The organism is Arthrobacter sp. 01L42 (genome assembly GCF_056400005.1).
This window is the reverse complement of record NZ_JBFTSL010000008.1, coordinates 1-26,559: the sequence shown is the minus strand read 5'-3', so window position 1 is coordinate 26,559 and position 26,559 is coordinate 1. Positions and strand designations below refer to the sequence as shown.

The following is a 26,559-nucleotide window of genomic DNA, read 5'->3' as shown; positions in this document are numbered from 1 at the left end:
GCCTGCCTTCGATGCCCGGTTCACCGGGTGTTCACCGGGTGTTCGTACCCCCGGACCGGCCGCTAAGGCTCCGCGGGTCCTGAACCGTTGGGGGGCGCCTCCTGGCCGTATTCGGCCGTGATCAGGATGGGAAGGTGGTCCGACGCGCCTCGGGCCAGGGTTTCCACGCTTTCGATCTCCAGCCCCTGGGAAGTGGCAAAATCGAAATGGCCCTTGAAGACCTTGTACCGGGTGTAGGTGCGTCGGTCACTCATCGTGAGGTCGTAGCCGGCGTCCTTCATCTGCGCTGTCAGGGACTTGGTGAAGAACGGATAGTTGAAGTCGCCCACCATCAGGGACATCAGCCCACCGCCCATGCTGAGCAGCTCGGCGTGGGCGGCATGGATCTGGTTCCGGCGCAGTGAGTTCGATGCCGTCAGCGGTGCCGCGTGGAAGGACGCGATGACGAGTTCGTGGTCGGTCTCGTTGTCGGTCACACGCGTACCGATGAGCCGCTCGTGCGCGGGGGAGAGGACACGGTCGTGCATGGACTTCTTAAGGGCGAAGGTCTTGGTCTCGTAGGCCGTGAAACGGCTCATGCGGTAATAGATCGCCAGGCCCAGCCGGTTGCCCTTGGTGGAATCGGCCAGGTGCAGATCCCCGATGGTCTCCGGCAGATCGTCCGTATCGCACTCCTGGAGGCACAAAGCATCAATCTCGAAATCACGTGCCAGATCGACCAGCTCGCCGCTGGCCGCGTGCTTGCGGAGGTTGTAGCTGATGACTCTAAGCAGGGGGAGCACCTCTTCGGTGAATAGTCGTTAAAACCTCACCCGAGTCTACCCAGTCCGAGCGGATCGGTTGGGAACAAGCGCAACGCGCGTCCGGGGTCCGCGCCGGATCGGAGCCGGAAACACAGCGGCCGGGAACACTGAAAGCGCAGCAGGATAGTGTGTTCTGGAATCACCAGCCATGCGAAAGGGCGGACGTTGACTGCTGCACTACCGGAACTTGCCGAGGGCGATTTCTACTACGAGGTCCTGGGGGACGGGCGGTTCCGCTCCACCATCCACGCCCAAGGCGCCTGGAACGAACACGAGCAGCACATGGCCCCCGCGTCCGGCATCATGGCCGACCGCCTGGCCCGGCATGAGCCCCGCGAAGACATGCGCATGGCGCGGCTCAGCTACGAAATCCTCGGGCTGATCCCCGGCGGTGAGTTCGAGATCGTGACCTCCACCCTGCGCCCGGGACGGACCATCGAACTGGTGCAGGCCGAGCTCGTTTCCGGCGGGCGCACGGCCATTCGCGCCACGGCCTGGCGGATGATCACCTCTGACACGTCCGCCATCGCGGCCTTCGAGGATCCCAGGATTCCGGCGCCGGAGGACTGCGAGCCGTACGACGCCGCGGCCGTCTGGCCCGGCGGCTACATCGCCTCACTGCACATGCGGATCGCCGAGGGCCACCGGGCGGGCTCGGGAACCGTCTGGCTCCGCACCGACTACCCGCTGACAGACCGGGCGGACAGCGGCGACCTCGCCCGGCTGGTCGGCCTCGTGGACACGGCGAACGGCATTGCCGCCCGGGTCCCGCCGGGCAAGGGCAGCTACGCCTTCCCCAACCTGGACCTGCAGATCCACATGTACCGGCAGCCGGAGGGGGAGTGGCTGGGGCTGGACAACGAAGTCACGTTCGGTACGGACGGGATCGGGCTCACCTCCACGGTGCTGCATGACCTCACAGGCCCGTTCGGACGCGCGGAACAGATCCTGACGCTGCGCAGGTCCTAGTTCGAGTGGAAGACGAGCCAGCCGGCCAACGTGGCCAGCGCCGTCAACACGGCACCCCAAAGGATGTCCACGACGATCAGCTGCCACGGCCACGTCTTGAGCGTGGCGGCATTTGTCAGATCGTAGGTGGCGTAGCCAAACACGCCCAGCGCGGCACCGTAGCCCACAGCGCTGAGCCAGCTGCCGCCGTCGAGCGCTGGCGTCAGGGCAAAGAACACGATCCCGGCAATGTAGATCACGTAGAACACCACCGCGTAACCTAGATTGGGCTTGTCGGCCATCAGGTCACCGATCTGGCGGCGGTAGAACGGGTTCATCGTCTTGAGCCAGATGGCGTCGATGATGGCGAATGCGGCGGCTACGACGAGGAATTGCAGAATGACCATAAGGGAGCATAACAACATGCCGCAGGCGCCAGCCGGGTCCCGGACACTTACGGTGGTGCGGCAGCAGGAATCACTTGGCGCCGCGGCCGACCTCGACTTCGCGCTCGGGCTCCTCCAGAAGGTCAAAACCGGCTCGCTGGGTCCCACCCTGCGGCTGTACCGGCCGGTTCCCACGGTCGCCTTCGGCCAGCGCGACACGCACCTGCCCGGCTTCGAGGCCGCCGCCAACGTCTGCCGGCAGCTGGGCTTCGAGCCGCTGGTCCGCAAGGCCGGAGGCCGCGCGGCGGCGTACCACGAGCGAACCCTCGTCATCGACCACCTGGAACCCGATGCGGACGCGATTGCCGGGGCCAAGGGGAGGTTTTCGCGTTTCGGCGAACTGCTCGCCGGGGCACTGCGCGACGCCGGGGTGGATGCCGGCGTCGGTGAGATCCCGGGGGAGTACTGCCCCGGGGAGTTCAGCGTGCACGGCAGCGACCCGGAGGTCCCCGAGCACCGGATCAAGCTGGTCGGCACCGCCCAGCGGGTGGTCGCCGGCGGCTGGCTCTTCAGCTCCGTGATCGTGGTGGCGGACTCCGCCCCGATCCGCGCGGTCCTGGAGGCCAGCTACGCCGCCCTCGGCCTCGAATGGGACCCCGCGACGGCGGGCGCGGCCGATGACCTGGTGCCGGGCCTGGACGTCGAGGCGGTCGAGGCCGCGGTGATCGCCGCCTACGGACGCTACGCCCCGCTCAGCCACGCGGAGTTCTCGAGCCTGCTCTGAGCCTCATCTAGCGGTGACCCCGCCGGGCGGCGTCCCTCCGCCGGCGCAAGGACGCTGCCCAGGTTGCGGTACTTCGCCAGGCGCCGGGGGAGCAGTTCGTCGACTCCTGCCTTGGAGAGCGTGGCGAGTTCGTATTCAATGGCGCGGCCGAGGCGACTGCAGAAGGCCAGGGCCTCGTCGGCGGCGTTGGGGCGTTCGTCCACGATGTGTTCCACAAGTCCGTTGGCGTGCAGCGACGCGACGTTGACGCCCTGGGCCTCGGACATGGCCGCGGCGAAGCCGGTGCTCCGATGGACGATCGCGCTCGCGCCTTCCGGCGGCAACGGCGACAGCCAGGCGTGCTGCGCGGCGATGGTGCGGTCCGCGGGCAGGAGGGCCAGTGCCCCGCCGCCGGCCCCCTGGCCGAGCAGCACGGACACCGTGGGTGCGTTAATCCCGATGAGGTCGTGCAGAGAGCGGGCGATCTCGCCGGCCAGGCCGCCTTCCTCGGCTTCCTGGGACAGGGCGGCGCCGGCGGTGTCGATGACGGTGACCAGCGGCAGCCCGAGCTCCTCGGCTAGGCGCATGCCGCGCCGGGCCTCCCGGAGGGACGCCGGCCCCATCGCCGTCTGTCCCAATGCCGTCTGTCCCATGCCTGTCGGCCGCGTCGCCCGGGGCCGGGTGTGGCCGATCACGACGCAGGATTCCCGGCCGAAACGGGCCAGGGCCAGCTGGAGGCCGGGGTCCTTTTCGCCCTGGCCGGTGCCGTTGAGCGGAAGCACGTCCCGGGCCCCGTGCGCCAGCAGCTGCCGGACATCCGGCCGGCGGGGGTCGCGGGAAATACCGATGGACTCCCAGGCGCCGGCGCCGGACGGCTTCACGGACAGTGTGGCGGGCGCGGCGACCGGCGGGCGGGGGCCGGTGACCAGGATGCCCAACGCGCGGTCGACGACGTCGGACAGCTGCCAGGGCGGGACCACCGCGTCAATCAGCCCTTTGTCGAAGAGGTTCTCCGCCGTCTGGACGTTCTCCGGGAACGGGGTGGCGTGGAGGGCCTCGTAGACCCGGGGTCCGAGGAAGCCGAGCAGGGCGCCGGGCTCGGCGGCGGTGATATGGCCGAGGGACCCCCATGAGGCCATGACGCCTCCCGTAGTGGGATGACGCAGGTAGACCAGATAGGGCAGCCCGGCCTTGCGGTGGGTGCGGACGGCGGCGCTGATCTTGACCATGGAGAGGAACGCGACGGTCCCTTCCTGCATGCGGGTCCCGCCCGACGCCGGACCGGCCAGGAGGGGCAGGCCCTCGCGGGTGGCCCGTTCGACGGCGGTGACGATCCGTTCCGCGGCGGCCTGGCCGATGGAGCCGGCGAGGAACCGGAACTCGCTGACGATCACGGCCACCCGGCGGCCGCGGATCAGGCCTTCGCCGGTAAGGACGGATTCGTCCACGCCGGTCCTGGCCCGGGCGGCGGCCAGTTCCTGCCGGTACTCGGGGCCGGGATCGGGGTCCAGCACGGGCGCGTCCCAGCTGCGGTAGGACCCGGGATCGAGGACCGCGGTGATGAGTTCGGTGGCGTCCAGGTGCCGGACCTTCTGCCGGGTCAGCATGCCCGGGGGCCTTCCTGGCCGGTGACTGTGGCCGCGCCCGCTGGGGTGCCGGGTGTCAGCCCCAGCCACCGCCGGATCTGCTCCCCGTCCTGGTCCAGCAGCGGCGGCGCGGTGTGGGATTTCAACGTGGTTTCGGTGGTGCCGGCGGCGCTGAAGAACCGCAGCGGCGGGCCGGGCAGGCTCACGGTGCCGAGGATTTTGTGCTCGACGTCGACCACCAGACCCTGCGAGTGGACCTGTTCCCATTCGTAGACTTCGTCCAGGGTTCTGACCTTGCCGGCCGGAATGCCGGCGTCGTTGAGTTTGGTGAGCAGCGGCTCCGCCTCGAAATCGGAGAACACCCGCTCCACTTCTTCGATGACTTTCTCGCGGTTGCGCACGCGGTCCGCATTGGTGGCGAACTCCGGCCGCGCGGCGTCGATCCCGAACGTCGAGGCGAACGTTTTCCAGAGCTTTTCGCTTCCCACGCTGATCTGCACCCTGCCCTGCCGGCAGTGGAACAGTCCGTAGGGGGCAATGGACGGGTGCTGGTTGCCCTGGGCCTTCGGCACTTCGCCCGCAACCGTGGCCCGGGTGCCCTGGAAGGCATGGACCCCGATCAGGGCCGCGAGCAATGAGGTGCGGACGATCTGGCCCTGGCCGGTCCGCTCACGCTGGAGCAGCGCCGCGAGGGTCCCGAACGCCCCGTACATGCCGGAGAGGAGGTCGGCGATGGGAACCCCGACCCGCTGCGGATCGTCCGGCCCGGATCCGGTCAGGGACATCAGCCCGGCCTCGCCCTGGAGGATCTGGTCGTAGCCGCTGCGCTGGGATTCGGGCCCGTCGTGCCCGAATCCTGTGATGGAGAGGACCACCAGCGCCGGATTCAGGGCGTGCATCTGCGCGGCGGAGAATCCGAGCCGGTCCAGGACGCCGGGACGGAAGTTCTCGATGACCACGTCGGCGCGTTCCAGCAGCTCACGCAGCACTGCCCGCCCGTCGTCGCTCTTCAAGTCCAGGGCAATCGATTCCTTGTTGCGGTTGCAGGAGAGGAAATACGTGGCCTGCGGATCATCCTCGGGGCCCACGAACGGCGGTCCCCAGCCGCGGGTGTCGTCGCCGGTACCGGGGTTCTCCACCTTGATCACCCGCGCGCCGAGGTCAGCCAGCATCATCCCGGCATGCGGGCCGGCGAGCGCGCGGCTCAGGTCCACTACGAGATAGCCGGTGAGGGGGCCTTCGGCGTCGGGCATGGGTTCGGTGCTCATGGACGTGTTCCTTCTTTGGTCGGTCGTGGCGGGCGCGCGGTGGGCTTGCGCGGTTGGTTGATTTGTCGGCTGCATCCAGCGGTCACATCCAGCCCGGGACTACCATGACCAGCCAGGCGACGGCCGGTCCGACGGCGACGACGATGCCGCTGTAGGCCAGGATCTGCTTGTAGAACCTGTCCTTGTCCACGTCCTCGGGCGCGTTGGCCAGGACCAGGGCGCCGTTGGTGGAGAACGGGGACACATCCACGATCGTGGAGGCCACGGCCAGGGCGGCGATCACGCCTACGGCGCCGACCTCGCCGGTGGCCAGGAACGGCACCGCCAGTGGAATGAGGGCCGCGAGGATGGCAGTGGAGGAGGCGAAGGCCGAGACGATTGCACCGATGTAGCAGATCAGCAGCGCGGCGAGCAGGGGCATGCCGAGATCCGCCACTCCGCCGGACACGAATGCGATGGTGCCGGCTTCTTCGAGGACGCCCACGAACGTGAGCATGCCGCAGATGAGCAGGACCGTGGACCAGCTGATCTTGTTGACGGCGCCCTTCTGCGCGGCGGGAGACACGAGGGCGAGGACGATCGCGATGGTGATTGAAACAAAGCCGACGTCCACCTTGAATCCGAGCGAGATGACGGCCAGGGCGATCAGGCCAAGGATGGTGATGAGCTGGGGCATGGATGCACGGGCGCCGCCGGCCGGAGGTGCGACGGCCGGGGCGGGACCGGCAGCCGAGGATGTGCCGGAGCCTGAGGTGCCCTTGGCCGAGACGCCGGCGGCGGAGATGTCGGATCCGGACCCCTGCAGCGTGACGCCGGCCGCGCGCGCACCCACGCTGACGGACAGGCGCTTTTCTGCGGCCTGTTCCACCAGCCGCCCGCCCGGGGTGGACAGCAGTTTGCCGCCGCCGAGGACGACAAACAGCACCAGCGCGATGGCCAGGTTGAAGAGGAAACTCGCCAGGAAAATCGCCATCGGGTTGGCGTCCAGCTCCGTCCTGGCAATGATGCTGTTGACGGTGACGCCATAAACGGCGATGGGGGAGAAGCCGCCGGCCTGCGCGCCGTGGATCACCATCATGCCCATCATGAGCGGATTGATTTTGTGTTTGGCGGCGAAGCTGAGGGCGATCGGCGCGATGATGGCCACGGCGGCCGGGGAGAGGGCGCCGACGGTGGTAATCACCGCGGTGATGGCGAACATGACCCACGGGATCAGGGCAACCTTGCTGCCGACCAGCCGAACGGCGCCCCGGACCAGCAGGTCGATGGTGCCGTTGTTTTGCGCGATGGCGAACAGGTAGGTAACCCCGACGATGGTCAGGAACAGGCCGCCGGGGAAGTTGGCAAGGATCTCGTTGGTGGACATCCCCAGCACCACGGAGCCCAGCAGGAAGGCGCCGACGAAGGCCAAGGCACCCATGTTGAGCGGCAGCACCGTGGCCAGAAGGAACATCACCGCCAGGATGATGATGGACAGGACGGGAGCGGACATCGTTGTTCCTCCGGATCGAAGTGGTTCGTGACTGGCTTAGTGGCCTAGCCTCCTAGACACTAGGTGTCTTTGTCAATAGTTCTCCGGTAGTCTTAGGGGTCAGGACAGGCTGGAAGGACGCGCATGGCAAAGCAGGCGGCAACGCATCAGATTTCCCGCGTTTCGCGGCCCCGGCTTTACGAGCAGCTGGTGGAGCAGATCATGGACTTCATCGAGACCGCCGAGCTGGGCCCCGGGGACACGTTGCCGGCCGAGCGGGAACTTGCCGAGCGGTTGGGGGTTTCCCGTGCCACCCTGGCGCAGGCCCTGGTGGCCCTCGAGGTGCTTGGCGTGATCGACGTCCAGCACGGCACCGGAGCGGTGCTGGTCTACCGGCCGAACGTTCCCTCCGTGATCAAAGGCCTCCGCGAACACCGGAGCCGTCTGCCCGAGATCGTTGAGGCGCGGAGCACGCTGGAGGTCAAGCTGGCCGAACTGGCCGCGGCCCGCCGCACGGAGCAGGACATGGACGCGATCGATCACGCCCTCGAAGCCATGGCGTTAGAGGTCGCCTCGGGAGACCGCGGCGCACGCGGCGACGAGCTGTTCCACCAGGCCGTCACCGCCGCGGCCCACTCGGCAGTCCTCGCCCAGCTCATGACCTTCATTGCCGGCATGGTCCTGGAAACGCGCCTCGAATCGCTCGCACAGCCCGGCCGGCCGGAGCAGTCGCTCGCCTCCCACCGCAAGATCGCCGACGCGATCAGGTCCCGGGACTCGGCGGCCGCCGCGGCGGCGATGCTGGAGCACATTGATCTTGTCTCCGACGTTGCCCTCCTGAAGAACAGCTAGACCGGAATGAACGTGAACCTTTCCTTCGATCCGCCGTGTGGCCCGATCACCGGATGGCGCGACGGCGCCGTCGTGCGTGCCGCCGGCATTCCCTACGCCACCGCGGAACGCTTTCAGCCGCCCGCGCCGGCACCCGACTGGGCCGAGACGCTCGAGGCGACATCCCTGTCTCCGGCGTGCCCGCAGGCGCCGGTGCCCTTCCTGGATCACGTGCTCGGCACCCGCTACGGCGAACTTCCGGGCAGCGAGGATTGCCAGCGCCTGACCATCACCCTGCCTGCCGATCTCCACGACGGTGAACGGCTGCCGGTAATGGTGTGGCTGCACGGCGGGTCCTACACGTCCGGTTCCGGGGATCTGGCGATCTTCGACCCCGCAGCGCTGGTTGCCGAAACCCGGGTGATCGTCGTTTCGGTGACCTACCGGCTGGGCCTCTTCGGATATTTGTCCACCAGCACCGGCCGTCCCGCCAATCTGGGCCTGCTCGACCAGATCGAGGCGTTCCGGTGGGTGCAGCGCAACATCGCATCCTTCGGCGGCGATCCGGGCCGCGTCACCGCGTTCGGGCAATCCGCAGGGGGCGACGCCGTCGCGCACCTCATGGCGACCCCTGACGCGGCGTCGCTCTTCCAGCGCGCCATCATTCAAAGTGCGCCGCTGGGCATTACCCGGGGGCGGGAAAGGATGACCGCCGCCATGGGGGTGGCCGCGGAGGCGGTTACCGCCGCGACTCCGGCGATGGACGTCGTCGCTATTGAAGAGGACGTGGCGCGGGCGGCGAGGAAGTTCGGTCTGATGGCTGCCATGCCGTTCGGGATCCAGTACGGGCATTCACCCCTGCCCGAGGAATCCGGGCTTGACCGGGCCTGGAATGCCGCTGCCCCGGCGATCGACATCCTGATCGGCTACACGGCGGAGGAAGCCCGGCTGTTTCTGCCGCGCAGCCCGCGCCTGGGCCGGGTGGCGAGGATTCCCGTGGTCGGCAGCGCAGTGCTCAAGGCAGTCACCTGTGTGGTTACGGAAGTGGTGTACGGCAAAGCGGCCAGGCAGTTTGCCAGGCGGCATGTACGTGCGGGCGGCCGGGCCCACAGCTACGTGCTGTCCTGGCGCGCACCCGGAAATCTCTATGGCGCCGCGCACACAGTCGACCTGCCCCTGCTCTTCGGCCACCAGCGCACGTGGGAAGGCGCCGGACTCCTGGCGGGGGCGACGTGGGACGAGATCAATGCCCATGGCCGGGCGATGCGGGCGCTGTGGGCACAGTTCGCCTACGGGGAAGGCCTCGGGTCCCGGGGAGAGATTCCCGGCTCGCTCCGGTACCGCTCGGTCTGAACTCCCGAGGCATTGCCCGGCGTGCGCTGTCACCCCCGCTGGATCAGGACCGCAGCGATCACCCAGAGGAGCGCCGCGACGCCGGTGGCGAGAACCGGGCGGTTCCACGTCGTGGTCACTGTTCCACCGGAGGAGTGGAGTCCAGCGGCGCGGGCGTCGTGCCACGCCTGGGCGATCCTGTCGCGGCCGGTGACTACCTCCGGCTGCCGGATGCGCTCATTGCCGGGGAGCATGCTGTGCGGCCGGCTCTTCAGATCGCTGACATGCTGAAAGCCGGAGTCGAACGAGCCCGGCGGGGTCGGAGCGCCCCAGCTGACGTACTTCTTGCCCGCGGCCCTGACGGCGACGGCATAGCGGACCTCGATGTCCTCAACCGTATCGAACGGTATCCGGTGGTCGCGCAGTCCGTTGATCAACACAAACCCGCCGCTCTCAACGCGGAGGCACGGGCGCCACTGGGCTGCATAGACGAACCAGGACACCAGAACCAGCCAGGGTGCGGCGTCCATCACGGCGCTGGGTTCTCCGCTGGCCGCCAGCCAGTACAGTGTGCCGGCAGCACCGGCCCATACGGTTGCGGCAACGGGCCGGCCCGACGCCGAGCGGTGCGTCCGGGCTCGCCGCGCGGACCGCTGAGTGGACGCTGGGCAGTCCGTCCGCGGCAGGTGCACGTTCTCTTTTGACGCTTTCAATGGTCCCCCTCCATCGCCCGGGCCGTCGCCGGGTTGAGAGCAATGTAGCGCACGCCGTGTCCGGATCGGTGGTCAAGGGTGAAACCCGGATACTCGGGAAAGTCGCCCACACGATCGGGGGTGAAGCCGAGTGCCTCGTAAAAGCCGATGGCGGAGGGACTTGCCTGCCAGTCCAGGATCATTGGCTGTGGCCTGGCCCGTGACCAGTCGAAGATGAAGTTCATGAGGGCCCGGCCGGTGCCGGCCAGACGCGTGTCGGGGTCTACAAAGACGTCATGGACCCGGCCCGTCGTGAAGTCAGCCCGCAGGCCCGGCCCGAAATCCTGAGCGAGGCCGTAGCCGAGCAGCCTGGTGCGTGCCGGAGCCACAGGGAGGCACCATGAGGCGTCGGCAAGGAACCGGGCGAAACGGCTATGGAAAACCTCGGGCGGAACCTCCTGTGCGGCTGGAGTGAAGGCGATGGACAACCGGCGCACCTCCGCCGCGTCTTCCGGCCTCGCTGCGCGCACCACCAGCTCTTTCGGCGTCACGTGGGCACTTTCCCTTGAATCATCGCCGACATTCGATCAATCCTGTGGACGGAATAGTTGATGCCGCGTTTGCGGCTCAGCGCAGCATAGATGCTGCAGCGACTATTGACATAGTCAATTTCAGCTGCGGTGACCCGGCCGAAAGACGGGAGTGCTTACTCAGTGAGCTCGGCCAGAACTTCGGCCGCGTCCGTATTGCCGGCGGATGCCAGACGCCGAAGCTCGTCCAGATCTTCCTTCTCAGTGGCGAGTTCAACCAGCTGATCCTCAGCGTCGCGGCTGCCGCCGTCGGCAAGTTGCCGCAGCTCCTCGAAATCTTCCCGCTCCGCGGCCAGCTCGATGAGCTCGCCGATGGCGTCGTTGTCACCGCGGGCAGCCCGCTCACGGAGAATGGAAAGTTCAGAATCTGACATGGCGTGGCCTTCCAAGAAAACGGTTCTGCTGGACTCTTCTGGCCCGAGGAGGGATTTGACCTCATCGCGATCGGGGGAGAGGCATACAGGGTGTGAGTGCAGGCTACCGCGCCAAAGGAATCGGCCGAAAGCCTCTGTTCCTGTTTCCAACCGGTCGCTGGGTGGGATAGCACCTGTTTCCTTGTTCGAAGATGCCGTCCGGAAGCCGCAGCTTTGAAACGAATAGACTGCCAGGATGCTGACCGGACAAGCAAAAAATCTGGCGATCAATCCGGCGACAGCCGCTGATGCGGATCACTTCGCAGCCGACGCGCCATGGGCCAGAGCCGATGAATGGCGTCCCGGGGGATCATCGCTGGTGGCAAAGTTCGGTGCAGAGCCAGTGGGGATCGCTGTCTCAGCCACCAACCGCGTCCATCCAACTCGGGACACGGTCAACGTTTTCGTGCGTGAGCAATACCGGCGGCAGGGTATCGGTTCGGCACTGGTGAAATCCATTCAAAGGCGTCGTTGGATGCCACTGTCCGTCAAAGCCCATCCGGGCACGATTGCGCACGAGTTTTACAGATCGCTGGGAGCTGTGCGCTATCAAATGTGTCCGCCCGAGCAGATCGATACCGCGAGTATTGAAGTGCTCCGATGGGCAAACGAAAACCGCTGTGGCGGCATCCTCACAGGAGATCGAATAGCTCTGGATCAACTGAATGAAGCATGGACGGAAATGTATGAAATCGTGCACGCGCCATGGTCACCTACTGGGTCGCGCGCGACACTCCTCGCTGAATTCCGCCCCATGATCCAGAAAGAACTGGACCGGTCCCGAAGCGTATTCGTCGTCAGGAATGACCGGATTGCTGCGGCGTGCTTTGTCTTCGGTACTGACAGGGATCCGGAAGTGGAGGCAATATGCGAATCCCTGGACCAGGCCAACCGCTTGGCGCGTCTCGACGTCGCCGCATGCATGGCAGAAGTTCTGGTGAGCGCCGGCGGTACCCCAGTCCTGTTTGACGGACACATCACCGACCCACACTTCTTTCCGATTCTCCAACTAATTCCGGGTGTTTCGGGCCGGGCACTGGAACTCCTCGAAATTCCAAGGAATCGGGTCTCACCGCAGGAGTCGATTCGTGCTGTGATGTCTGCGTGGCTCCTCGCCGCAGCCAGCGTCCTCGTCATCTGCTACCTTGCCCGCCGCCTCGCGCGCGCCGCCCGGCACCGGTGACCGCAGTTGATAGATTCTGGACCATGACCACTCCGGACATCAGTGTCAGGGCAGCAACCGTGCACGACGCCGCACGGCTGGCCGAGATCCACATCGCGGCCTGGCGGGCCACTTACCGCGGCGTCATGACCGATGAGTACCTGGACGGTCTCGACGTCGACCGCGCGGCATCCGCCTGGCGCCGAAACATCCTTGAACCCAGGCAAGGGACCATTCACCTCGTCGTCCAAAGCGCCGATGCGGTTGCCGGGTTCGCCATCCTCGGCCCTGCTGCCGGCGACCCGGACCCGGGAACCGGTCAGCTCCACGCGATCAACGTGCATCCGGACTGCTGGGCGCAGGGCGTAGGTTCCGTCCTGTTCGCGGCCGCGGAACAACAGCTGATCGAACTCGGCTATGACCGGGCATTTCTCTGGGTTGAGAAAGGCAACGATCGGGCTATCAGCTTCTACACCAACCGCCGTTGGCTCGACGACGGAGGGACCCTGGAAGATACGAGATTCGATCCGGCTGTGGCCGAGAAGCGCCACAGCCGGGTCCTCCCGCCCGGAACGGTCCCGTCTGCCACGCAGTGAGCTCTTCGGCTCCCGGGCGGCTGCCCGCAGCGGTGACTGCCGCCGTCATGCGAAGAGACCTTCGCCGATGAAGCCTCCCGCCCGGATGCCCGGCGGAACCGCGAACAGGCCCGAGCCGGTGTGCTTGAGGTATTCCAGGGCCAGTGTGTCCTCCTTCGCCATGGCCAGCTGCATGGGCACATAGTGGGTCCTGGGGTCCGTGACGAACGCGATGAAGAACAGTCCGGCGTCGAGGTGCCCCAGGCCGTCCGAGCCGTCGGTGTAGTTGTAGCCGCGCCGGAGCATCTTGACGCCGTCGTTCTGGCTCGAGTGCGCGAGCCTGACGTGGGCGTCCAGCGGGATCAGTGGTTCCCCGCCGCGCCCCTGGAGCTCGAAGTCGGGGGCGGTGAATTCCTCGCCGCCGGAGAGCGGGGCCCCGGCGCCCTTGGTGCGCCCGATCAGCGCTTCCTGTTCCCGCAGTGAGGTGCGGTCCCAGATTTCGATGTGCATCCGGATCCGGCGCGCCACGAGGTACGTGCCGCCGGCCATCCAGCCCTCTTCCGGGCGCGTTCCCTGGCCTGCCCACACGTGCTCCCCAATCAGGGCGGTGTCCTCGGCTTTGAGATTGTTGGTGCCGTCCTTGAAGCCGAAGAGGTTCCGCGGGGTGGCCTGTGACCTCGACGTGGAGGACGTCCGCCCGAAGCCGAGTTGGGACCAGCGGACGCGCGACTGCCCGAAGCCGATGCGGGCAAGGTTGCGGATCGCGTGGACGGCCACCTGGGGGTCGTCGGCGCAGGCCTGCACCACGATGTCGCCGCCGGTGCGTCCCGGCTGGAGGTCGTCGCCTGGGAAGTGCGGCAGGTCGATCAGTGCGTCCGGGCGGCGCCCCTCGAGTCCGAAGCGGGCCTTGCCGTCCTTCTCGAACAGGCCGGGGCCGAACCCGAAGGTGAGGGTGAGTCTGCCGGCGCCGAGGTCCAGGGCCTCACCCGTGTCCTCGGGCGGGGCGTCGTAGGGGCCATCGACGGCGCCGCTGCTGCCCGTGCTGCGCCCCTCGGTCATCGCCACGGCGGCGGCCGTCCAGTTTTTCAGAAGCCGGATGAGCTCTGCACGGTCCTCCGTGACGAGGTCGAAGGCTGCAATGTGAAGGCGGTCCTGGGCCGGCGTGACGATGCCGGCCTGCCGGTCACCGTGGAAGGCGATGATGTCGCCGGGCTCTGCCGCTGGGGCGGCCGCGGCCTCGACGGCGTCGTGACTGAGGAAGCCAACCGCCAGGCCGGCGACGGCGCCCGCGCCGCCGGCTCCTGCCAGGGACAGGAGCCCGCGGCGGGACAGCCGGCCCTTTCCCGAACCGGGGGCTGCGGGCGGCGCGGGCATGGCGGCGGCTCCCGGTGGCTTGGCTGGTTCCGGTGCGCTAGCTGATTCGGGGGCGCCGCCGTCGGGGGTCTGGCGGGGGCTGCCGCCGAAGGGGCAGCCGGTCACGGGGCTATTGCCGAAGCGAGCTTGGCCAGGGGCTCGCCCAGGGCATCAACCAGGGAGGCGAGTTGCTGCACCTGGGCCTGGCTGAGGTCGTTGTAGTAGACGAAGCCTGCGCCGGTGGAATGCTGCTTGAGCCCGGCCTGCAAGGCGGCGAACTTGGCCTCGAGCGCTTCGGCCAGGGCCGGGTCCTTCTGCTGCAGCGCAGGCAACAGGCTCTCGAAAGCGGTCCGGGCTCCGTCAACGTTGGCCTGGAAGTCCCAGAGATCGGTGTGGGACCAGATTTCTTCCTCCCCGGTAACTTTGCCGGTGGCCACCTCGTCCAGGAGTTCCTTGGCGCCGTTGCCGATCTTGTCCGCGGAGAGTTCCACGGTGCGGGTCCGCTGGGCCAGGTCCTCGGTGTCGGCAACAAGCTGCGTGGCGATGGCGGCACGCTCCGCCGGTGCGAGGGGAGTGTAGCCGGCCGGCGGGAACAAGTCCTTCTCGGCCCGGTGCCAGCCGGTCCATTCCTGGCCGGGTGCGAGGTCGGCTTCACGGGCGTCGAGCTTGGGGTCCAGGTCCCCGAACGACTCGGCGACCGGCTCGATACGCTCCCAGTGCATGCGCGTGGCGGCATAGAGTCCGCGGGCCTTCGTCGCATCCCCGGCGGCGTAAGCCGCCGCGAATGACCTCGTGCCGGTAACCAGCTGATCGGTCTGATCCACGACGAAAGCGGAGTATTGCCGGGTGCCGGTGTCCAACAGGCCCTGAAGATGGGCGTCGACGCCGGTACTGCTCGTGACCTGGATGGGTCCGGCGGCGCCCGGGTCCTTTGGGTTGCCCATACAGCCGGCCAGGGCCAACGGAACTGCGGTTGCCGCGGCCAACAGGGCAAGCGTCTTCCGGAACCGGGGGGCATTTTTGGGCAGGGGGATGCTGGGCATGGTGTTTCCTTGGATCGGTGGGGTGGAGCAGTGCGGTGCGGTGCGGTGCGGGGGAGGGGAGGCAGGGGTACGGGACCGAGTGGGCTTCCCCGGCAACATTGCCGATGCAATCCCGACTTAGGTACACCTAAGTAAGGAGGATACCGATTCGCGGCGATTACGCAAACCTTTCGTACCCTAATTTGGATTAGGTAAGCCTAATCTAATAACATCGTCCGGGTGACCACGCAGCTTGACTTCATGCGGGTGCCCTTTGCCGCCGATCTTGCGAGCTACGGGGACAGCCCAGCCATCCTTACCGACACCCTGGCAATGACGTACCGGGAGCTGGCGGAGCGGGTCGATGCCTTCGCCCTCCGGCTTGGCACCACACGGCGCCTCGTGGCGCTCGCCGCAGCCAACGACCTCGACTCTCTGGTGGTCTATCTGGCGGCCCTGGCCGGCGGCCACCCGCTGATCCTCCTGCCGGAGGACAAGCCGGCCGCCCTGGAATCCCTCGTCGCGGCCTACGACCCCGACGTCGTTGTCCAACCCGGCAACGGGCAGCTCCTGCTGGACGAACGCCGGACCGGCACCCGCCACGAGCTTCACCCGGACCTCGCGCTCCTGCTCAGCACCTCCGGATCCACCGGCTCGCCCAAGCTCGTGCGGCTCTCGCATGCGAACCTGCAGTCCAACGCCGAGTCGATTTCCGAGTACCTGAACATCGGGCCCGACGACCGCGCGGCCACGACGCTGCCCATGTCCTACTGCTATGGGCTGTCCGTGATCAACAGCCACCTGCTCCGCGGCGCCGGACTGGTCCTGACCGGCCTTTCCGTGGTCGATCCGTGCTTCTGGGACCTCTTCCGAGGCCGCGGGGCGACGTCTTTCGCGGCCGTTCCGTACACCTTTGAACTGCTGGAACGGACCGGGTTTGCGGACATGGATCTGCCCGGCCTGCGCTGCGTCACCCAGGCCGGGGGCCGGCTGGCGCCGGATTCGGTGCGGAACTACGCCGAACTGGGCCGCCGAAATGGCTGGGAATTTTTCGTGATGTACGGCCAGACCGAGGCGACGGCCCGGATGGCGTACCTGCCTCCGGAGCTGGCGGCCGAGGTGCCGGGCGCGGTGGGCGTCCCGGTGCCCGGCGGCTCGTTCCGGATCGACCCCGTGCCGGGGCTGGAACACGGCGAACTGGTCTACAGCGGCGCCAACGTCATGCTTGGCTACGCCGAATGCCCGGCGGACCTTGCCGCAGGCCGGACCGTTGCGGAGCTCCGCACCGGCGACCTCGCCAGGCTGCACCCGGCGGGCGTCTACGAAGTGGTGGGCCGGCGCAGCCGGTTCGTCAAGATCGTGGGGCTGCGCGTGGATCTGGGACAGGTGGAGCAGCTCCTGGCGGATCTCGGTGTGCGGGCGGCCAGCGCCGGGACGGACGACGGAGTCGTCGTCGCCGTTGAAGGCGACCACGACGCGCACCTGCTGGGCAAGGTCCTCGCCCAGGGCATGGGGCTGCCGCGAGCCGCCCTTGAGGTGCACGCCGTCGACCATCTCCCGCGCCTGGCAACGGGCAAGCTCGACTACAGGGGCGTCCTGGCCCTGTCCCGGCCGAAACCCGGGCCGGCACCCGCCCCCGCAGCGGAAACCGGCGCGCCGGACAATAGTCCTCCGGACAGCGTCCGGGGGATCTTGCAGGACGTGCTGGAGTGCGCCGACATCGCGGACAGCGACACGTTCGTGTCCCTGGGCGGGGACTCGCTCTCTTATGTGGCCGCGTCGGTGCGGCTGGAACAGGCGCTGGGCCATCTCCCGCGGGACTGGCACGTGACGCCGGTCCGGGATCTGGAGCCCCGGCCGCGCACTGCACCGGGCCGGACGCGTCGTCGCTTCTTTGCGCCGGTCGAGACGAGCATTGTGCTGCGGGCCGTCGGGATCGTCCTGATCGTGAGCACACATGTCGGTCTGTTCAGCTGGCAGGGTGCGGCCCACGTGCTCATGGCCGTGGCCGGTTGCAACTTCGCCCGCTTCCAGCTCTCCGGGAAGCGGGTCCCGCGGCTGCGGCGGCAGCTGTCCAGCGTGGCAAGAATCGTCGTGCCGAGCATGGCGTTCATCGCGGTGGCGTACCTGATCACCGACAACTACTCTCCCACCAATATCGTGCTGCTCAATGCCGTCCTCGGGCCGGAGGGGGTGAGCACCCAGTGGCATTTCTGGTTCATCGAAGTTCTTGTTTACCTGCTTGTGGGGTCCGTGGCACTGCTTGCCGTTCCGTGGGCGGACCGCGCCGAGCGGCGCTTCCCCCTGCTCTTTCCGCTGGCGCTGACCGGCGTGGGGCTCCTGACCCGGTATGAGCTGGTGAACCCCGGGGTGCCGCACACGGCGCCTGCTCTCTGGCTCTTCGCGCTGGGTTGGGCTATCGCACGGTCCCGGACCTTCGCCCAGCGTTGCCTGGTCTCTGTCGTTGCAGCAGTGACCGTTCCGGGATTCTTCGAGAACCCCGGCCGGGAGGCCACGCTACTCGCCGGGATCCTGCTGCTCATCTGGCTGCCCAGCATTCCGGTGCCGAAGGTCCTCCGCCGCCTCTTGGTGGTGCTCGCCAGCGCCTCCCTCTACGCGTACCTGGTCCACTGGGTGGTCTATCCGCCGCTGGCCGGGATCAGCCCTGCCTTGGCCGTGGCAGGCTCGCTGGCCGCGGGCGTGGCCTACTGGGCGCTCTGCCTGCGCTTGATGGGGGCGGTCAACCGCCGGCGGGCAGGCGCAGGCAACGATCCGGGTACGAATTCAGCACAACAGTAGGCGCCGACTGCTGTACCAGCGACACTGACGGCATGGTTTTCTGTCTGAAAGACAGCGGGCGGCGCTCCGCGATCCGTGCCACGGTTGGCGCATTGGTGCTGGCTGCCTCGATCTCGGGGTGCTCGTCCTCCACCGGTGGGGAACCGCCGTGTTTCCCGCCCGCCTATTCGCTGACCCCGTCGGAAGCCAAACCGGGGCAGAGCGTGACGGTGGCAGCGCCGGACGCTGACTGCAATCCCCGCTACGGCAAGAACGCCCGTATCCAGGTGAGCGTCACCGACGCCACAGGCGTGGAGGTTGTCAACACCACCACCGCCATGAACGACGCCGGGGGGTTCACCTATACGTTTGTCGTTCCCGCCCGGACAGCTGTGGGGGATGCCGCCGTAACCGCGGTGCCCTACAACATTGACTGGTGCGATGACACCGGCAGGAACAACCGCGTGGCGGGCGCTGGCGACCTACGACTGGAACGGGTGTCCTGTGTGTTGCCCATGAAACCTCTAACCGTCACCCGCTGAAGTGCATTTTCCGGGCGACTGCCGGCAAGGGCTTACCCGGGGCGAGGACGCCGTCGATGTCTACCGGGAGGTGGGAGGGGCCGCGCAGGAACGGGCTCGGCCGGTACGGCGGTGGGTCCGAGACCAGCCGCGGGTTCTCCAGCCTGGTGGCGAATTCAGTGAGTGCGATCTGCGCTTCCAGCCGGGCCAGGGGCGCCCCGAAGCACAGATGAACCCCGCCCCCAAAACCGAGGTGCTGGTTGTTGGCCCGGTCAGGGATGAAGAGCCCGGGGTCAGCCACGTGGGCGGGGTCGCGGTTGCCCGCAGCAAGGACCAGGGTGAGGGAGGCGCCGGCCGGGATGGTGGTGCCGGCGATGTCGATGTCGTCGAGGGCGGTGCGGAACGGGACGAAATGCACGGGCGGCTCGTAGCGGAGCAGTTCCTCGACCATCGGGATGGCCAGGCCGGGGTCAGCGCGCAGCCTCTGGAGCTCGGCCGGGTGGCGGAGTAACGTCAGTACGCCGTTGGAGATGAGGTTCACGGTGGTTTCATGTCCGGCGATGAGCAGGAGAAGCCCGGTGCTCACCAGTTGTTCGTCCGGCATGCGGCCCTCCGGGCCATCGTCGGTGGCCATCGCTGAAAGCAGGTCAGTCCCCGGGGCCTGCCGGTGGGCGTCGACCAGCTCTTGCATGAACGCTCGCAGTTCCGTGCCGGCTTCAATCCTCTTCTTTTGCTGGGTTTCGGGATCGAGTCCGGGATCGGTCGATTGCAGGGCCAGGTCCACCCAGACCCGGAAGCGCTGTTCATCTCCCGGGGGCACACCGAGAAGTTCGCAGATCACCGTGACGGGCAGGGGATACGCCAGATCATCGACGACGTCGATCCGGCCGCGGTCCGACATATTGTCGACCAGATCGGTGACAATTTCCGCCATCCGCGCCTCCATCCCGGCCACCCTGCCAGGCGTCGTGGGCGGCCCGAAATGCCGCATGGTGATCCGCCGGAACTTGTCGTGATCAGGGGGATCCATGCTGAGGAAAGTCGGCGTCATGCCGGCGCCGTCCCCGTCCCCGTCCTCACCGACGGCGGCGCCCGCCGCGGCGGCAGCCGGGTTGCGGGTTATGTCGGAGCTGACCCGTGGATCGTGCAACAGGGCGGCGATCTCCGCGTAGGTGCTCACGAGATAGCTGCCGTCCGGAAGTCGTCTCACGGGGGTTTTGCGGAGTTCGTCGTAGAACGGGTAGGGGTTAGCCCGGTTGGTGTAGTCGAGGATCTGCTCCCAGGTGCTGGGCTCGGCCATGGCGAAGGCTCCTTGGGTCGTGGGCCGGTGGCTGCCGGTCTCCGGTGCGGCGCTTTACGGGAGGCGGCGGTCAGTCAATCTGGCGCGCCGCTCATTGGGATAGTGACCGGTCACGACGACGGTCGCATCCTGGGTGGGGCTGGCGGCGGGCTGGAACCCGGCCGGTACGGGCTGCGCATCCTCGGGCTCGTCAATATGGTGGAACGACGGCGGGAAGGGCGCCGCCTGGTCAATCAGCGGTTCATAGAAGTCAAGCCATTTGTTCTGGTTGAACGCCACTGCAGCCACGATCCGGCCCTTGTAGCCGTAAACGGCCAGGAACCGCCGAGATCCGACCGATCCTTGCACGATGGCGACCTCATCGGCGACCGAGGGCACACCCACGCTCTTGATTTCGGTGCCGAACTGGACCGACCAGAATTTGGGCACAGCCAGGTGCGGCCACCGTTCGGTTTCGCCGCTGACCATATTGTGCGCTGCAACCTCGGCCTGGGAGATCGCGTTGCCCCAGTGTTCGACGGCGAGGAACTGGTAGCCGAACATCGGCTGCGGGGCGCGGGATACGTCGCCGGCGACGAAGACGTCATCGGTGACCAGCCCGTTGACGTCGAAAGCCCGGCAGCCGGCGTCGCACGCGACACCCCACACGCCGCTCGCCAATCCGGAGCCTGCGAGCCAATCACCGTTACGAACGGTCCCCAGCGCGGCGACCGCGATGTCCACGTCAAGTGTTGTGCCATCGGAGAGGCGGGCGCGGCGCAGCTGTCCGCCGGCATCGCCTTCCAGTGCAACGACCCTGACGCCGCAGCGCAGATCCACGCCGTTCTCGATCTGAAGCTCCCCGGCAATTGCACCGATCACGCTGCCGAGCGCCGCGCCGAGCGGTGCCGGGCCCGCCTCGGCCACGGTGACCGGCAGGCCAAGTTCGCGGCACACCGAAGCGACTTCGCAGCCGATGAACCCGGCGCCAATGACCAGGACCCGGCGAGGGCGCGCGGCCAGGAGCTGCCGAAGCGTTGCCGCGTCCTCGCGGGTCCGCAAGGTCAGCACGCCTGCCAGCGCCGCCTCCGCCGCGTTTGGCCAGGACCGGGCCCGCACCCCAGTGGCGATCAACAACTTGTCGAATCCGATCCGGCCACCGTCGGCGAGATGCACCTGCCTGGCGGCGAGATCCAGACCCGTGGCCGCGACGCCCAGACGCCAGTCGGCGTCGATTGCCCGGCGGCGCGGCAGCGACGTGTCATCGGACGGCACCGACCCGGCCAGGACCTGTTTCGACAGCGGCGGCCGGTCATACGGCTCGTGCGCTTCCTCACCAATGAGAGTCAGCGAGCCCGTGAACCCTTCCTCGCGCAGCCGCTCCGCCGCACGGAGCCCGGTCAGTGACGTGCCCACGATGACAATCCTGCCGGATCGAAGGAACGTGCCCCCGTTGCCCCCCGCGGCAGCGGCCGTTCCCGGGGCGTCTTCGGGAGGCCGCGGCCTGTGCGGCTCCTCAAGCTGGTCGAGCCGGATGGCCTGGACGGGGCAGGCCGCGGCTGCCCGCCGGATCCTCGTGCGCTGCGCCTCGTCAGGGTCCGGGTCGTAGGTAAGTGCCTCGTCCCCCTGGATCGTGAAGACCTCCGGGGCGAGGAAGGCGCATTGTGCGTAACCCTGACACTTAGTGAGATCGACGACGAGCCTCATGCCGAACTTCTCCCTGTTTGCTCAAGCCAATCGAGTCTAAGCCTCGCGGGCTGGCCGCGGAAGAGGCCTGCGGCCGGGTACGACGAGGCTGCGGAGGCCCTCCAGAGCGGAGCGTGGGGGATCTTGCGGCGGGGGCGGACCTTGGCCACGTGGCCGCGCTGGGGGCGGCGGCAGGAGTGCAGGTGACACCTAGCCATCGCTCCGGCCGGGTTGCCCTCAGTGAGGGAACTTGAGCGCCGGGTGTCCTATGTCCTGTATCCGGCGTCCGGCGTGGCTGTAGGGTGGACGCCGATGACTCTTTCTGAAGAACTTCTTGTGGCGTACGACCAGCAACTCCGGACAGCTGCAGAGACGCCCGGTGCCAGCGGCGTGGAACGGCTGGGTCCGCTGCGGCTGGTGACCTTCGCAGGCGGCAGGGGCTTCGTGACCTATCAGAACCTCGATGGGGCCAACACCCTGACGATCGCGCAGTGGGTAGCCGAAGCGCTCGCGTTTTACCGCAGCGATCCCGCAATCGTGCGGGTCGAGTGGAAAACCCGTGGTCACGATCATGCGCCCGGACTCCACGGGGCACTGCTCGACAACGGATTTGAGCCTGATGAGACCGAGTCGATCATGATCGGACCGGCAAACGCCTTGACGGTGGACGTCCAGCTCCCGCCCGGCGTCAGCCTGCGGCCGGTGAGCGCAGAACGGGACATCCGCGCCATGAGCGCGATGCAGGACGAGGTTTTCGGCGTTGACGTCTCCGACGGCAACGCCGACGCAATCCTGAAACGCATGGCGCGCGACGACGGCATGGAACTGTGGGTAGCCGAACACGAAGGACTGATCGTGAGCGCTGGCCGCCTCGAGCCGGTGCCGGATACGGAATTCGCGGGCATCTGGGGCGGGGCGACGCGACCAGAATGGCGTGGTCAGGGTATCTACCGGGCCCTCACCGCCGCCCGGGCCCGGGCCGCGCTGACGCTCGGCAAGAGACTCATCCACAGTGACTCGACTGAATATTCGCGACCGATCCTGGAACGCTATGGATTGCTGCGAGTCTCAACGACCACCCCGTACCGCTGGCGGCGCTGAGGGCCCAAGCGCAGTGGCGCGGTACGTCCTAGCCCCCGGGATGGAAGGCCGCCGGCGGTCCGGGGAACGGTCCGCCCATGCCCTCAGAGCCGTCTCCGGTGCCGCTGCCGAGAAGGCTTCGGGTGAGCGCGGCGCTGTCGGCCATCAGGTCATCCACAGCCTTCTGAAGATGATGGTCCGCCACCGGCACGCCGTCCAATGCGCCGGCAACGACCGCACGGCGGACGAGTTCGCGTGCGAACGAAGCGGTGGTTCCTTCGGTGCGGGCGGCGGCGTCTTCAATCGAGTTCGGACTGAGGGGAATACCGCGGGCATACAGTTTGATCAGTGCAACCCGCTCCGCCTGGGCAGGCATGGGAATTTCCACGGCCAGGTCCACACGGCCGGGACGCTGCGCCAGGGCGCGTTCCAGCATGTCCACGCGGTTGGTGGTGAGGACGAACGCCACGTCGGCATCGCTGGCCAAACCGTCCATGGCGTCCAGCACCTCGAATAGCAGCGGCTGGGGTCCGTGCCCGAAGCTGCGGTCCTCGGCGATGAGGTCGCAGTCCTCAAGGACCACGATGGAGGGCTGCAGCGCCCTGGCCATGGTGGCGGCTTCTGAGATCCTGGCGAGCGATCCTCCCGAAAGAAGGATTGCTGTGACACCTTCGCTCCGGCTCAACAAATACCGCACCGTATGGGTCTTGCCCGTCCCCGGCCTGCCGTAGAGCAGGACGCCGCGTTTGAGGTGCTGGCCGTACCTGATCAGAGACTCGCGGTGCTCGGCGATACCTAAGGCGTGGTCCGACACTTTCTCCAGCAGGCCATCCGGCAGGATGACATCCGACGCGGCAAGGACTGGCCGTGCATGGAACGTCACCCCGGCCGCGCTGGGACCATACTCACCCATCACCAGGGAAATGACCTGTCCCTTGAGCACGCTGCGGTGCTGCATCCGACGGCGGAACTCCGAGAGGAAGCGTGCGGCCTTATCTGTAGCGCCGGCCAAAACCTCAAGGGACGCTGACTGCCGGCCATACCGGGGGTTGGCGTCCCGCTGCAGCACGGCGATGGGACTGCCTCCATGGCTGAACAGCCAGAGCCCCAGTGCCACGGCCTGCCGTTGTTCGTCCGGCCCGACAGCTAAGTTGGCGTAGTCCGGCTGGGACAGGGGGAACTGCGGATATAGCTGGGACTGCTGCAGCATGTCGCTCAGCGAGTGATGGTGGCGTTGGTCGCCGCCGCCGATGCCCACGAGCCGGAACTCAGGATCCTCGGCGGCGAGCTCTTCCATGAGGATGTCTGCGTCCACGAATCGGTGCGGCGGAATCTCCTCAACCACTACCGACACTGATTCGGCCCGGACCGCCAAATGCTCGGTGAGCGTAGTCAGCAGCTGGGTTCCCGGTTGCCCCCGACGCTGCCCGGACTGCGCAAGCTCCACGAGCCGCGCGAAATCGTCGATGAACTTCCCCAAAATTTCATCCATGGGCTGACCCTACCAGCGCCGCCAATCGGTGTGGCGCTCATGCTCTCCAGCAAGCGTCAGCCGGTGGTTGCGCTGACCGCGACGGTGCCGCCCTGGGGGTCCCTGATCACGGCGCTGCGATATCCCGGCGTGTCCATGGGTGCCATCAAGATGCTGCCACCCAGGGCTACGGCCTGCCGGGCAATGACGTCCGCGTCGCGGACGGCGAAATTGACGCTCCAATGCGGCGGGACCGCGACGCCGTCCGTGGCTGCCACCACCGCCACTACCCGGCCGGAGCGGAGCCACCGCGAGAAGGGGGCGTCCGGGACGGGTTCGAGTTCCCAGCCGAACATTGCACCGTAGAACGCCTGGGCCCGCCCGACATCTGTGGTGTGCAGCGAGCTCATGGCCCAGGAATTCGGCTCGTTGGCCAGCTGGGCGCCGTCGTTCCCTCCTGCCTGCCGCAGGCAGAACGGGACGCCGGTGGCATCGGCGAGCACAGCAATACGGTCATCCGGGCCGGCACCAAACGGCGCCAGGCGCTTGCCCCCCGCCCGCTCGGCACGAGCCAAGGCTTCCCCGACGTTTACGACACGCACGTGGGTGATCCACCCCGGCGGCGATTGCGGCGGCGCCTGTCCGATTCCGGCAACCAGCTGACCGCGGAGGCGCGCAGCGTAGTAGAAGCCGTCGAGCCCGGGCGGCATCGGAATGGGGTCGTCGAAAGTCCACCCGAAGAGCGGACCGTAGAAGTCCTTGGCCGCCTGGGGGTCGGGCTGCCAGGTGTCGACCCAGCACGGAGCGCCGACTGAGGAGGTATCCCGCGCTGTCATTGAAACCCTTTCTCCGGGGCCCGTTACGCCGCGAACATTGTTTCCCAAGACCGCGGAGTGGATCAAGACCCAACTGCGATTCCGGCGAGGCAAACTGCCGAATCCTCCATGACCGAGGGGAAAACACCGTCGCTCGGAAAACCTGGCACCTGTGCGGTAGGCTCGCCAACATATTTCTGGCCAATTGGGGGAACCATGAATAAAGGAATGAAAACTGGAATTGCAGCCGTGGCGCTCACGCCACTTCTCGCGCTGGGGCTGTCCGCCGCATTCGGAGCATCGAAATCCGGTCCTGCTGGCACGGCAGTTGATGCCTCGGATCATCCCGAGTGCTACAACGAGGCCAGGCTGAACGATCCGAATGACTTCTGCTACCGAACGATGGGACCGTGGAACAGCACCCGATCCTCGGACGAGGAAGTCCGGAGCATGATGTCCGTTGAGCGAATGGTGAGGGCCGGCAAGACCGTTCAAGAGATCCAGCGTTACTACCCGGAATACGCCCCGTCCACGAAATGACGGCCAGCGCATCGGCCGGTTGACCTCAACCGCATCCCACATCTTTCCGGACTGTAGAGACGGTGAGCAGCGGATTACGGGGATGCCGGCCCAAAAAGCCGCAGGTTAATTGTTACTCTCTTTTCCTTTTGTGCGGCAAATGCAATTGATATTCTGATTTTGGTCATGCAGAGGCTGCTAACTTCGTTGCGGGAGTTCCTATCTCATGGCCACCAAAGTCTTTGTCGCCGGCAATGCCGTCGCCCCGTTCACGGCGTTCGCCTTGAGATCGGACACGACATCCGGCCGGCCCGGTTCCTTGCGCGCCCCCGCTTTGCTGTCTGAGCTGGCCGGGGCGCGATTACGCCCCCGGCACGCGGAACCAGAGCCGGAACCCGGCCTTCCCTAGACCAGCGCGGATGCGGCCCTGTGAAAACCAATCGGGGGTGGCCGCATCCGCGCTCACCCGCACCCATGGTGCAATGCGGGTCTTCCGGTTTAGAACCTTGACCCGGGCGGCCGGTGCCGTCAGGTGCGCGCAGCGAGGATCTGCTCGCGCAGAATATCCGCGTGGCCGCAGTGCTGGGCGAGTTCCCTGAGCATGTGCAGGTAGACCCACCGCAGCGGCAGCGGGCCGCGCCGGTTGCCTCTGACAAGGTCGTCAAGGCCGAGCGAAGCGGCCCGACGCCGTGAGTCCCCGCAGGCCTGGAGATAGGCGGCCTGGAGGCCCGCGATGGTGTCGTCGTCCGCCAGAATGAACGATTCGTCGGGGGCGGCCGGAATGCCGATCACCGCCCGGGGCCGGCACGTGATGGCCTCGTCAAACCAGACCTTCTCCACGAAGGCGGCGTGCTTGACCAGCCCCAGAAGGGTGGTCCGCGACGGCACCAGCGAGGCCCGGGCCTCCTCTTCGGTGAGTCCGTCCAGGCAGGCGTGCAGGTCCGCACGATGCTCGTCGAGGAATGCATCGAACTGGGTACGCAGGTCCGCGGCCAGTGTTGCCGGATCCATGCTGGGGTGAGAGGTCATGGCCCCACATCCTATGGCGGAAAAGCCCGGTCCGGAAGGGCGAATTCTAGGAGTCGTTGCAACACCTGCTGGTTAGGTGGTTTGTAGTAAATCACGCAGACGCTCGGCTGGGGTATCCCAGCCGAGCGTTTTACGTGGGCGGCCGTTGAGCTCCTGGGCGACGTGTTCGAGGTCTTCCGGCCCGTA

General features: G+C 67.2%; 25 protein-coding genes and 1 pseudogene. 10 read left to right on the top strand and 16 right to left on the bottom strand.

The genetic code is table 11. The features are described from left to right. Positions 1 to 62 precede the first annotated feature (62 nt). Entirely contained in the window at positions 63 to 773 is a 711-nt protein-coding gene (locus AC1DN2_RS08865; protein WP_476850153.1) for an endonuclease/exonuclease/phosphatase family protein, read from the bottom strand. 195 nt (positions 774 to 968) lie between these two features. Here AC1DN2_RS08865 and AC1DN2_RS08860 point away from each other — a divergent pair, with 195 nt between their 5' ends. Then, positions 969 to 1,772, top strand: coding sequence for a thioesterase family protein (locus AC1DN2_RS08860; RefSeq protein WP_230010034.1), 804 nt, complete (start codon positions 969 to 971; stop codon positions 1,770 to 1,772). Here the strand turns inward: AC1DN2_RS08860 and AC1DN2_RS08855 are convergent. Beyond that, positions 1,769 to 2,158, bottom strand: coding sequence for a DUF2177 family protein (locus AC1DN2_RS08855; RefSeq protein WP_223916770.1), 390 nt, complete (start codon positions 2,156 to 2,158; stop codon positions 1,769 to 1,771). The genes AC1DN2_RS08860 and AC1DN2_RS08855 overlap by 4 nt on opposite strands. A gap of 16 nt (positions 2,159 to 2,174) precedes the next feature. On the opposite strand from AC1DN2_RS08855, the gene AC1DN2_RS08850 reads away from it, so the two are divergent. Then, positions 2,175 to 2,921, top strand: coding sequence for a lipoate--protein ligase family protein (locus tag AC1DN2_RS08850; RefSeq protein WP_476850029.1), 747 nt, complete (start codon positions 2,175 to 2,177; stop codon positions 2,919 to 2,921). Here AC1DN2_RS08850 and AC1DN2_RS08845 read toward each other — a convergent pair. The 3 genes from AC1DN2_RS08845 to AC1DN2_RS08835 all read right to left on the bottom strand — a co-directional run bounded on the left by AC1DN2_RS08845 (position 2,879) and on the right by AC1DN2_RS08835 (position 7,246). After that, a complete protein-coding gene (locus tag AC1DN2_RS08845; protein ID WP_476850028.1) occupies positions 2,879 to 4,507 on the bottom strand; it encodes a carboxyl transferase domain-containing protein in 1,629 nt (542 codons plus the stop codon). The genes AC1DN2_RS08850 and AC1DN2_RS08845 overlap by 43 nt on opposite strands. Beyond that, a complete protein-coding gene (locus AC1DN2_RS08840) occupies positions 4,501 to 5,754 on the bottom strand; it encodes a CaiB/BaiF CoA transferase family protein (protein ID WP_476850027.1) in 1,254 nt (417 codons plus the stop codon). The genes AC1DN2_RS08845 and AC1DN2_RS08840 overlap by 7 nt, the downstream gene beginning before the upstream one ends. Before the next feature lie 82 nt (positions 5,755 to 5,836). Next, positions 5,837 to 7,246 (bottom strand): SLC13 family permease, encoded by a 1,410-nt coding sequence (locus AC1DN2_RS08835; protein WP_476850026.1) that lies wholly within the window; start codon positions 7,244 to 7,246, stop codon positions 5,837 to 5,839. A 123-nt stretch (positions 7,247 to 7,369) separates the two neighbouring features. On the opposite strand from AC1DN2_RS08835, the gene AC1DN2_RS08830 reads away from it, so the two are divergent. Then, positions 7,370 to 8,077 carry a FadR/GntR family transcriptional regulator gene (locus AC1DN2_RS08830; RefSeq protein WP_476850025.1) on the top strand — a complete coding sequence of 236 codons (708 nt, stop codon included), beginning with the start codon at positions 7,370 to 7,372 and terminating at the stop codon, positions 8,075 to 8,077. 6 nt (positions 8,078 to 8,083) lie between these two features. Further along, positions 8,084 to 9,409, top strand: a complete 1,326-nt coding sequence (locus AC1DN2_RS08825) for a carboxylesterase family protein (protein ID WP_476850024.1) — start codon at positions 8,084 to 8,086, stop codon at positions 9,407 to 9,409. A gap of 29 nt (positions 9,410 to 9,438) precedes the next feature. On the opposite strand, the gene AC1DN2_RS08820 is transcribed toward AC1DN2_RS08825, so the two are convergent. The 3 genes from AC1DN2_RS08820 to AC1DN2_RS08810 all read right to left on the bottom strand — a co-directional run bounded on the left by AC1DN2_RS08820 (position 9,439) and on the right by AC1DN2_RS08810 (position 11,044). Beyond that, the gene (locus tag AC1DN2_RS08820; RefSeq protein ID WP_476850023.1) at positions 9,439 to 10,101 is read right to left on the bottom strand and encodes a hypothetical protein; all 663 of its coding nucleotides are present in this window, start codon (positions 10,099 to 10,101) and stop codon (positions 9,439 to 9,441) included. Continuing rightward, entirely contained in the window at positions 10,098 to 10,631 is a 534-nt protein-coding gene (locus AC1DN2_RS08815; protein ID WP_476850022.1) for an N-acetyltransferase family protein, read from the bottom strand. The genes AC1DN2_RS08820 and AC1DN2_RS08815 overlap by 4 nt, the downstream gene beginning before the upstream one ends. Before the next feature lie 155 nt (positions 10,632 to 10,786). After that, positions 10,787 to 11,044, bottom strand: coding sequence for a hypothetical protein (locus AC1DN2_RS08810; RefSeq protein WP_476850021.1), 258 nt, complete (start codon positions 11,042 to 11,044; stop codon positions 10,787 to 10,789). A 235-nt stretch (positions 11,045 to 11,279) separates the two neighbouring features. On the opposite strand from AC1DN2_RS08810, the gene AC1DN2_RS08805 reads away from it, so the two are divergent. Then, a complete protein-coding gene (locus AC1DN2_RS08805; RefSeq protein WP_476850020.1) occupies positions 11,280 to 12,266 on the top strand; it encodes a GNAT family N-acetyltransferase in 987 nt (328 codons plus the stop codon). A gap of 23 nt (positions 12,267 to 12,289) precedes the next feature. Beyond that, positions 12,290 to 12,841: an N-acetyltransferase family protein gene (locus AC1DN2_RS08800; protein ID WP_476850019.1), complete on the top strand. Its 552-nt coding sequence runs from the start codon at positions 12,290 to 12,292 to the stop codon at positions 12,839 to 12,841. 45 nt (positions 12,842 to 12,886) lie between these two features. On the opposite strand, the gene efeB is transcribed toward AC1DN2_RS08800, so the two are convergent. Both efeB and efeO read right to left on the bottom strand, forming a co-directional pair. Continuing rightward, positions 12,887 to 14,299: an iron uptake transporter deferrochelatase/peroxidase subunit gene (efeB, locus tag AC1DN2_RS08795; protein WP_476850018.1), complete on the bottom strand. Its 1,413-nt coding sequence runs from the start codon at positions 14,297 to 14,299 to the stop codon at positions 12,887 to 12,889. Next, positions 14,296 to 15,216 (bottom strand): iron uptake system protein EfeO, encoded by a 921-nt coding sequence (gene efeO / locus AC1DN2_RS08790; RefSeq protein ID WP_476850017.1) that lies wholly within the window; start codon positions 15,214 to 15,216, stop codon positions 14,296 to 14,298. The genes efeB and efeO overlap by 4 nt, the downstream gene beginning before the upstream one ends. Positions 15,217 to 15,435: 219 nt before the next feature. Here efeO and AC1DN2_RS08785 point away from each other — a divergent pair, with 219 nt between their 5' ends. Beyond that, the gene (locus tag AC1DN2_RS08785) at positions 15,436 to 17,994 is read left to right on the top strand and encodes an AMP-binding protein (protein WP_476850016.1); all 2,559 of its coding nucleotides are present in this window, start codon (positions 15,436 to 15,438) and stop codon (positions 17,992 to 17,994) included. Positions 17,995 to 18,026: 32 nt separating this feature from the next. Continuing rightward, positions 18,027 to 18,515, top strand: coding sequence for a hypothetical protein (locus AC1DN2_RS08780; protein WP_476850015.1), 489 nt, complete (start codon positions 18,027 to 18,029; stop codon positions 18,513 to 18,515). Here the strand turns inward: AC1DN2_RS08780 and AC1DN2_RS08775 are convergent. Both AC1DN2_RS08775 and AC1DN2_RS08770 read right to left on the bottom strand, forming a co-directional pair. Further along, positions 18,505 to 19,794 (bottom strand): cytochrome P450, encoded by a 1,290-nt coding sequence (locus tag AC1DN2_RS08775; RefSeq protein ID WP_476850014.1) that lies wholly within the window; start codon positions 19,792 to 19,794, stop codon positions 18,505 to 18,507. The genes AC1DN2_RS08780 and AC1DN2_RS08775 overlap by 11 nt on opposite strands. 54 nt (positions 19,795 to 19,848) lie before the next feature. Beyond that, on the bottom strand, positions 19,849 to 21,480 hold the full coding sequence (locus AC1DN2_RS08770; protein ID WP_476850013.1) for an FAD-dependent oxidoreductase: 1,632 nt from the start codon (positions 21,478 to 21,480) through the stop codon (positions 19,849 to 19,851). A 291-nt stretch (positions 21,481 to 21,771) separates the two neighbouring features. On the opposite strand from AC1DN2_RS08770, the gene AC1DN2_RS08765 reads away from it, so the two are divergent. After that, positions 21,772 to 22,560 carry a GNAT family N-acetyltransferase gene (locus tag AC1DN2_RS08765; RefSeq protein ID WP_476850012.1) on the top strand — a complete coding sequence of 263 codons (789 nt, stop codon included), beginning with the start codon at positions 21,772 to 21,774 and terminating at the stop codon, positions 22,558 to 22,560. 28 nt (positions 22,561 to 22,588) lie between these two features. Here AC1DN2_RS08765 and AC1DN2_RS08760 read toward each other — a convergent pair whose 3' ends face one another. Together AC1DN2_RS08760 and AC1DN2_RS08755 are read right to left on the bottom strand one after the other, a co-directional pair. Continuing rightward, positions 22,589 to 24,031 (bottom strand): AAA family ATPase, encoded by a 1,443-nt coding sequence (locus tag AC1DN2_RS08760; RefSeq protein WP_476850011.1) that lies wholly within the window; start codon positions 24,029 to 24,031, stop codon positions 22,589 to 22,591. Positions 24,032 to 24,087: 56 nt separating this feature from the next. Beyond that, positions 24,088 to 24,846: a VOC family protein gene (locus AC1DN2_RS08755; protein WP_476850010.1), complete on the bottom strand. Its 759-nt coding sequence runs from the start codon at positions 24,844 to 24,846 to the stop codon at positions 24,088 to 24,090. Positions 24,847 to 24,954: 108 nt separating this feature from the next. On the opposite strand from AC1DN2_RS08755, the gene AC1DN2_RS08750 reads away from it, so the two are divergent. Beyond that, the gene (locus AC1DN2_RS08750; RefSeq protein ID WP_476850009.1) at positions 24,955 to 25,365 is read left to right on the top strand and encodes a hypothetical protein; all 411 of its coding nucleotides are present in this window, start codon (positions 24,955 to 24,957) and stop codon (positions 25,363 to 25,365) included. 507 nt (positions 25,366 to 25,872) lie between these two features. On the opposite strand, the gene AC1DN2_RS08745 is transcribed toward AC1DN2_RS08750, so the two are convergent. Both AC1DN2_RS08745 and AC1DN2_RS08740 read right to left on the bottom strand, forming a co-directional pair. Further along, positions 25,873 to 26,373 (bottom strand): DinB family protein, encoded by a 501-nt coding sequence (locus tag AC1DN2_RS08745; RefSeq protein WP_476850008.1) that lies wholly within the window; start codon positions 26,371 to 26,373, stop codon positions 25,873 to 25,875. A 72-nt stretch (positions 26,374 to 26,445) separates the two neighbouring features. Continuing rightward, positions 26,446 to 26,559, bottom strand: a pseudogene (locus AC1DN2_RS08740) (IS30 family transposase); the annotation flags it as partial.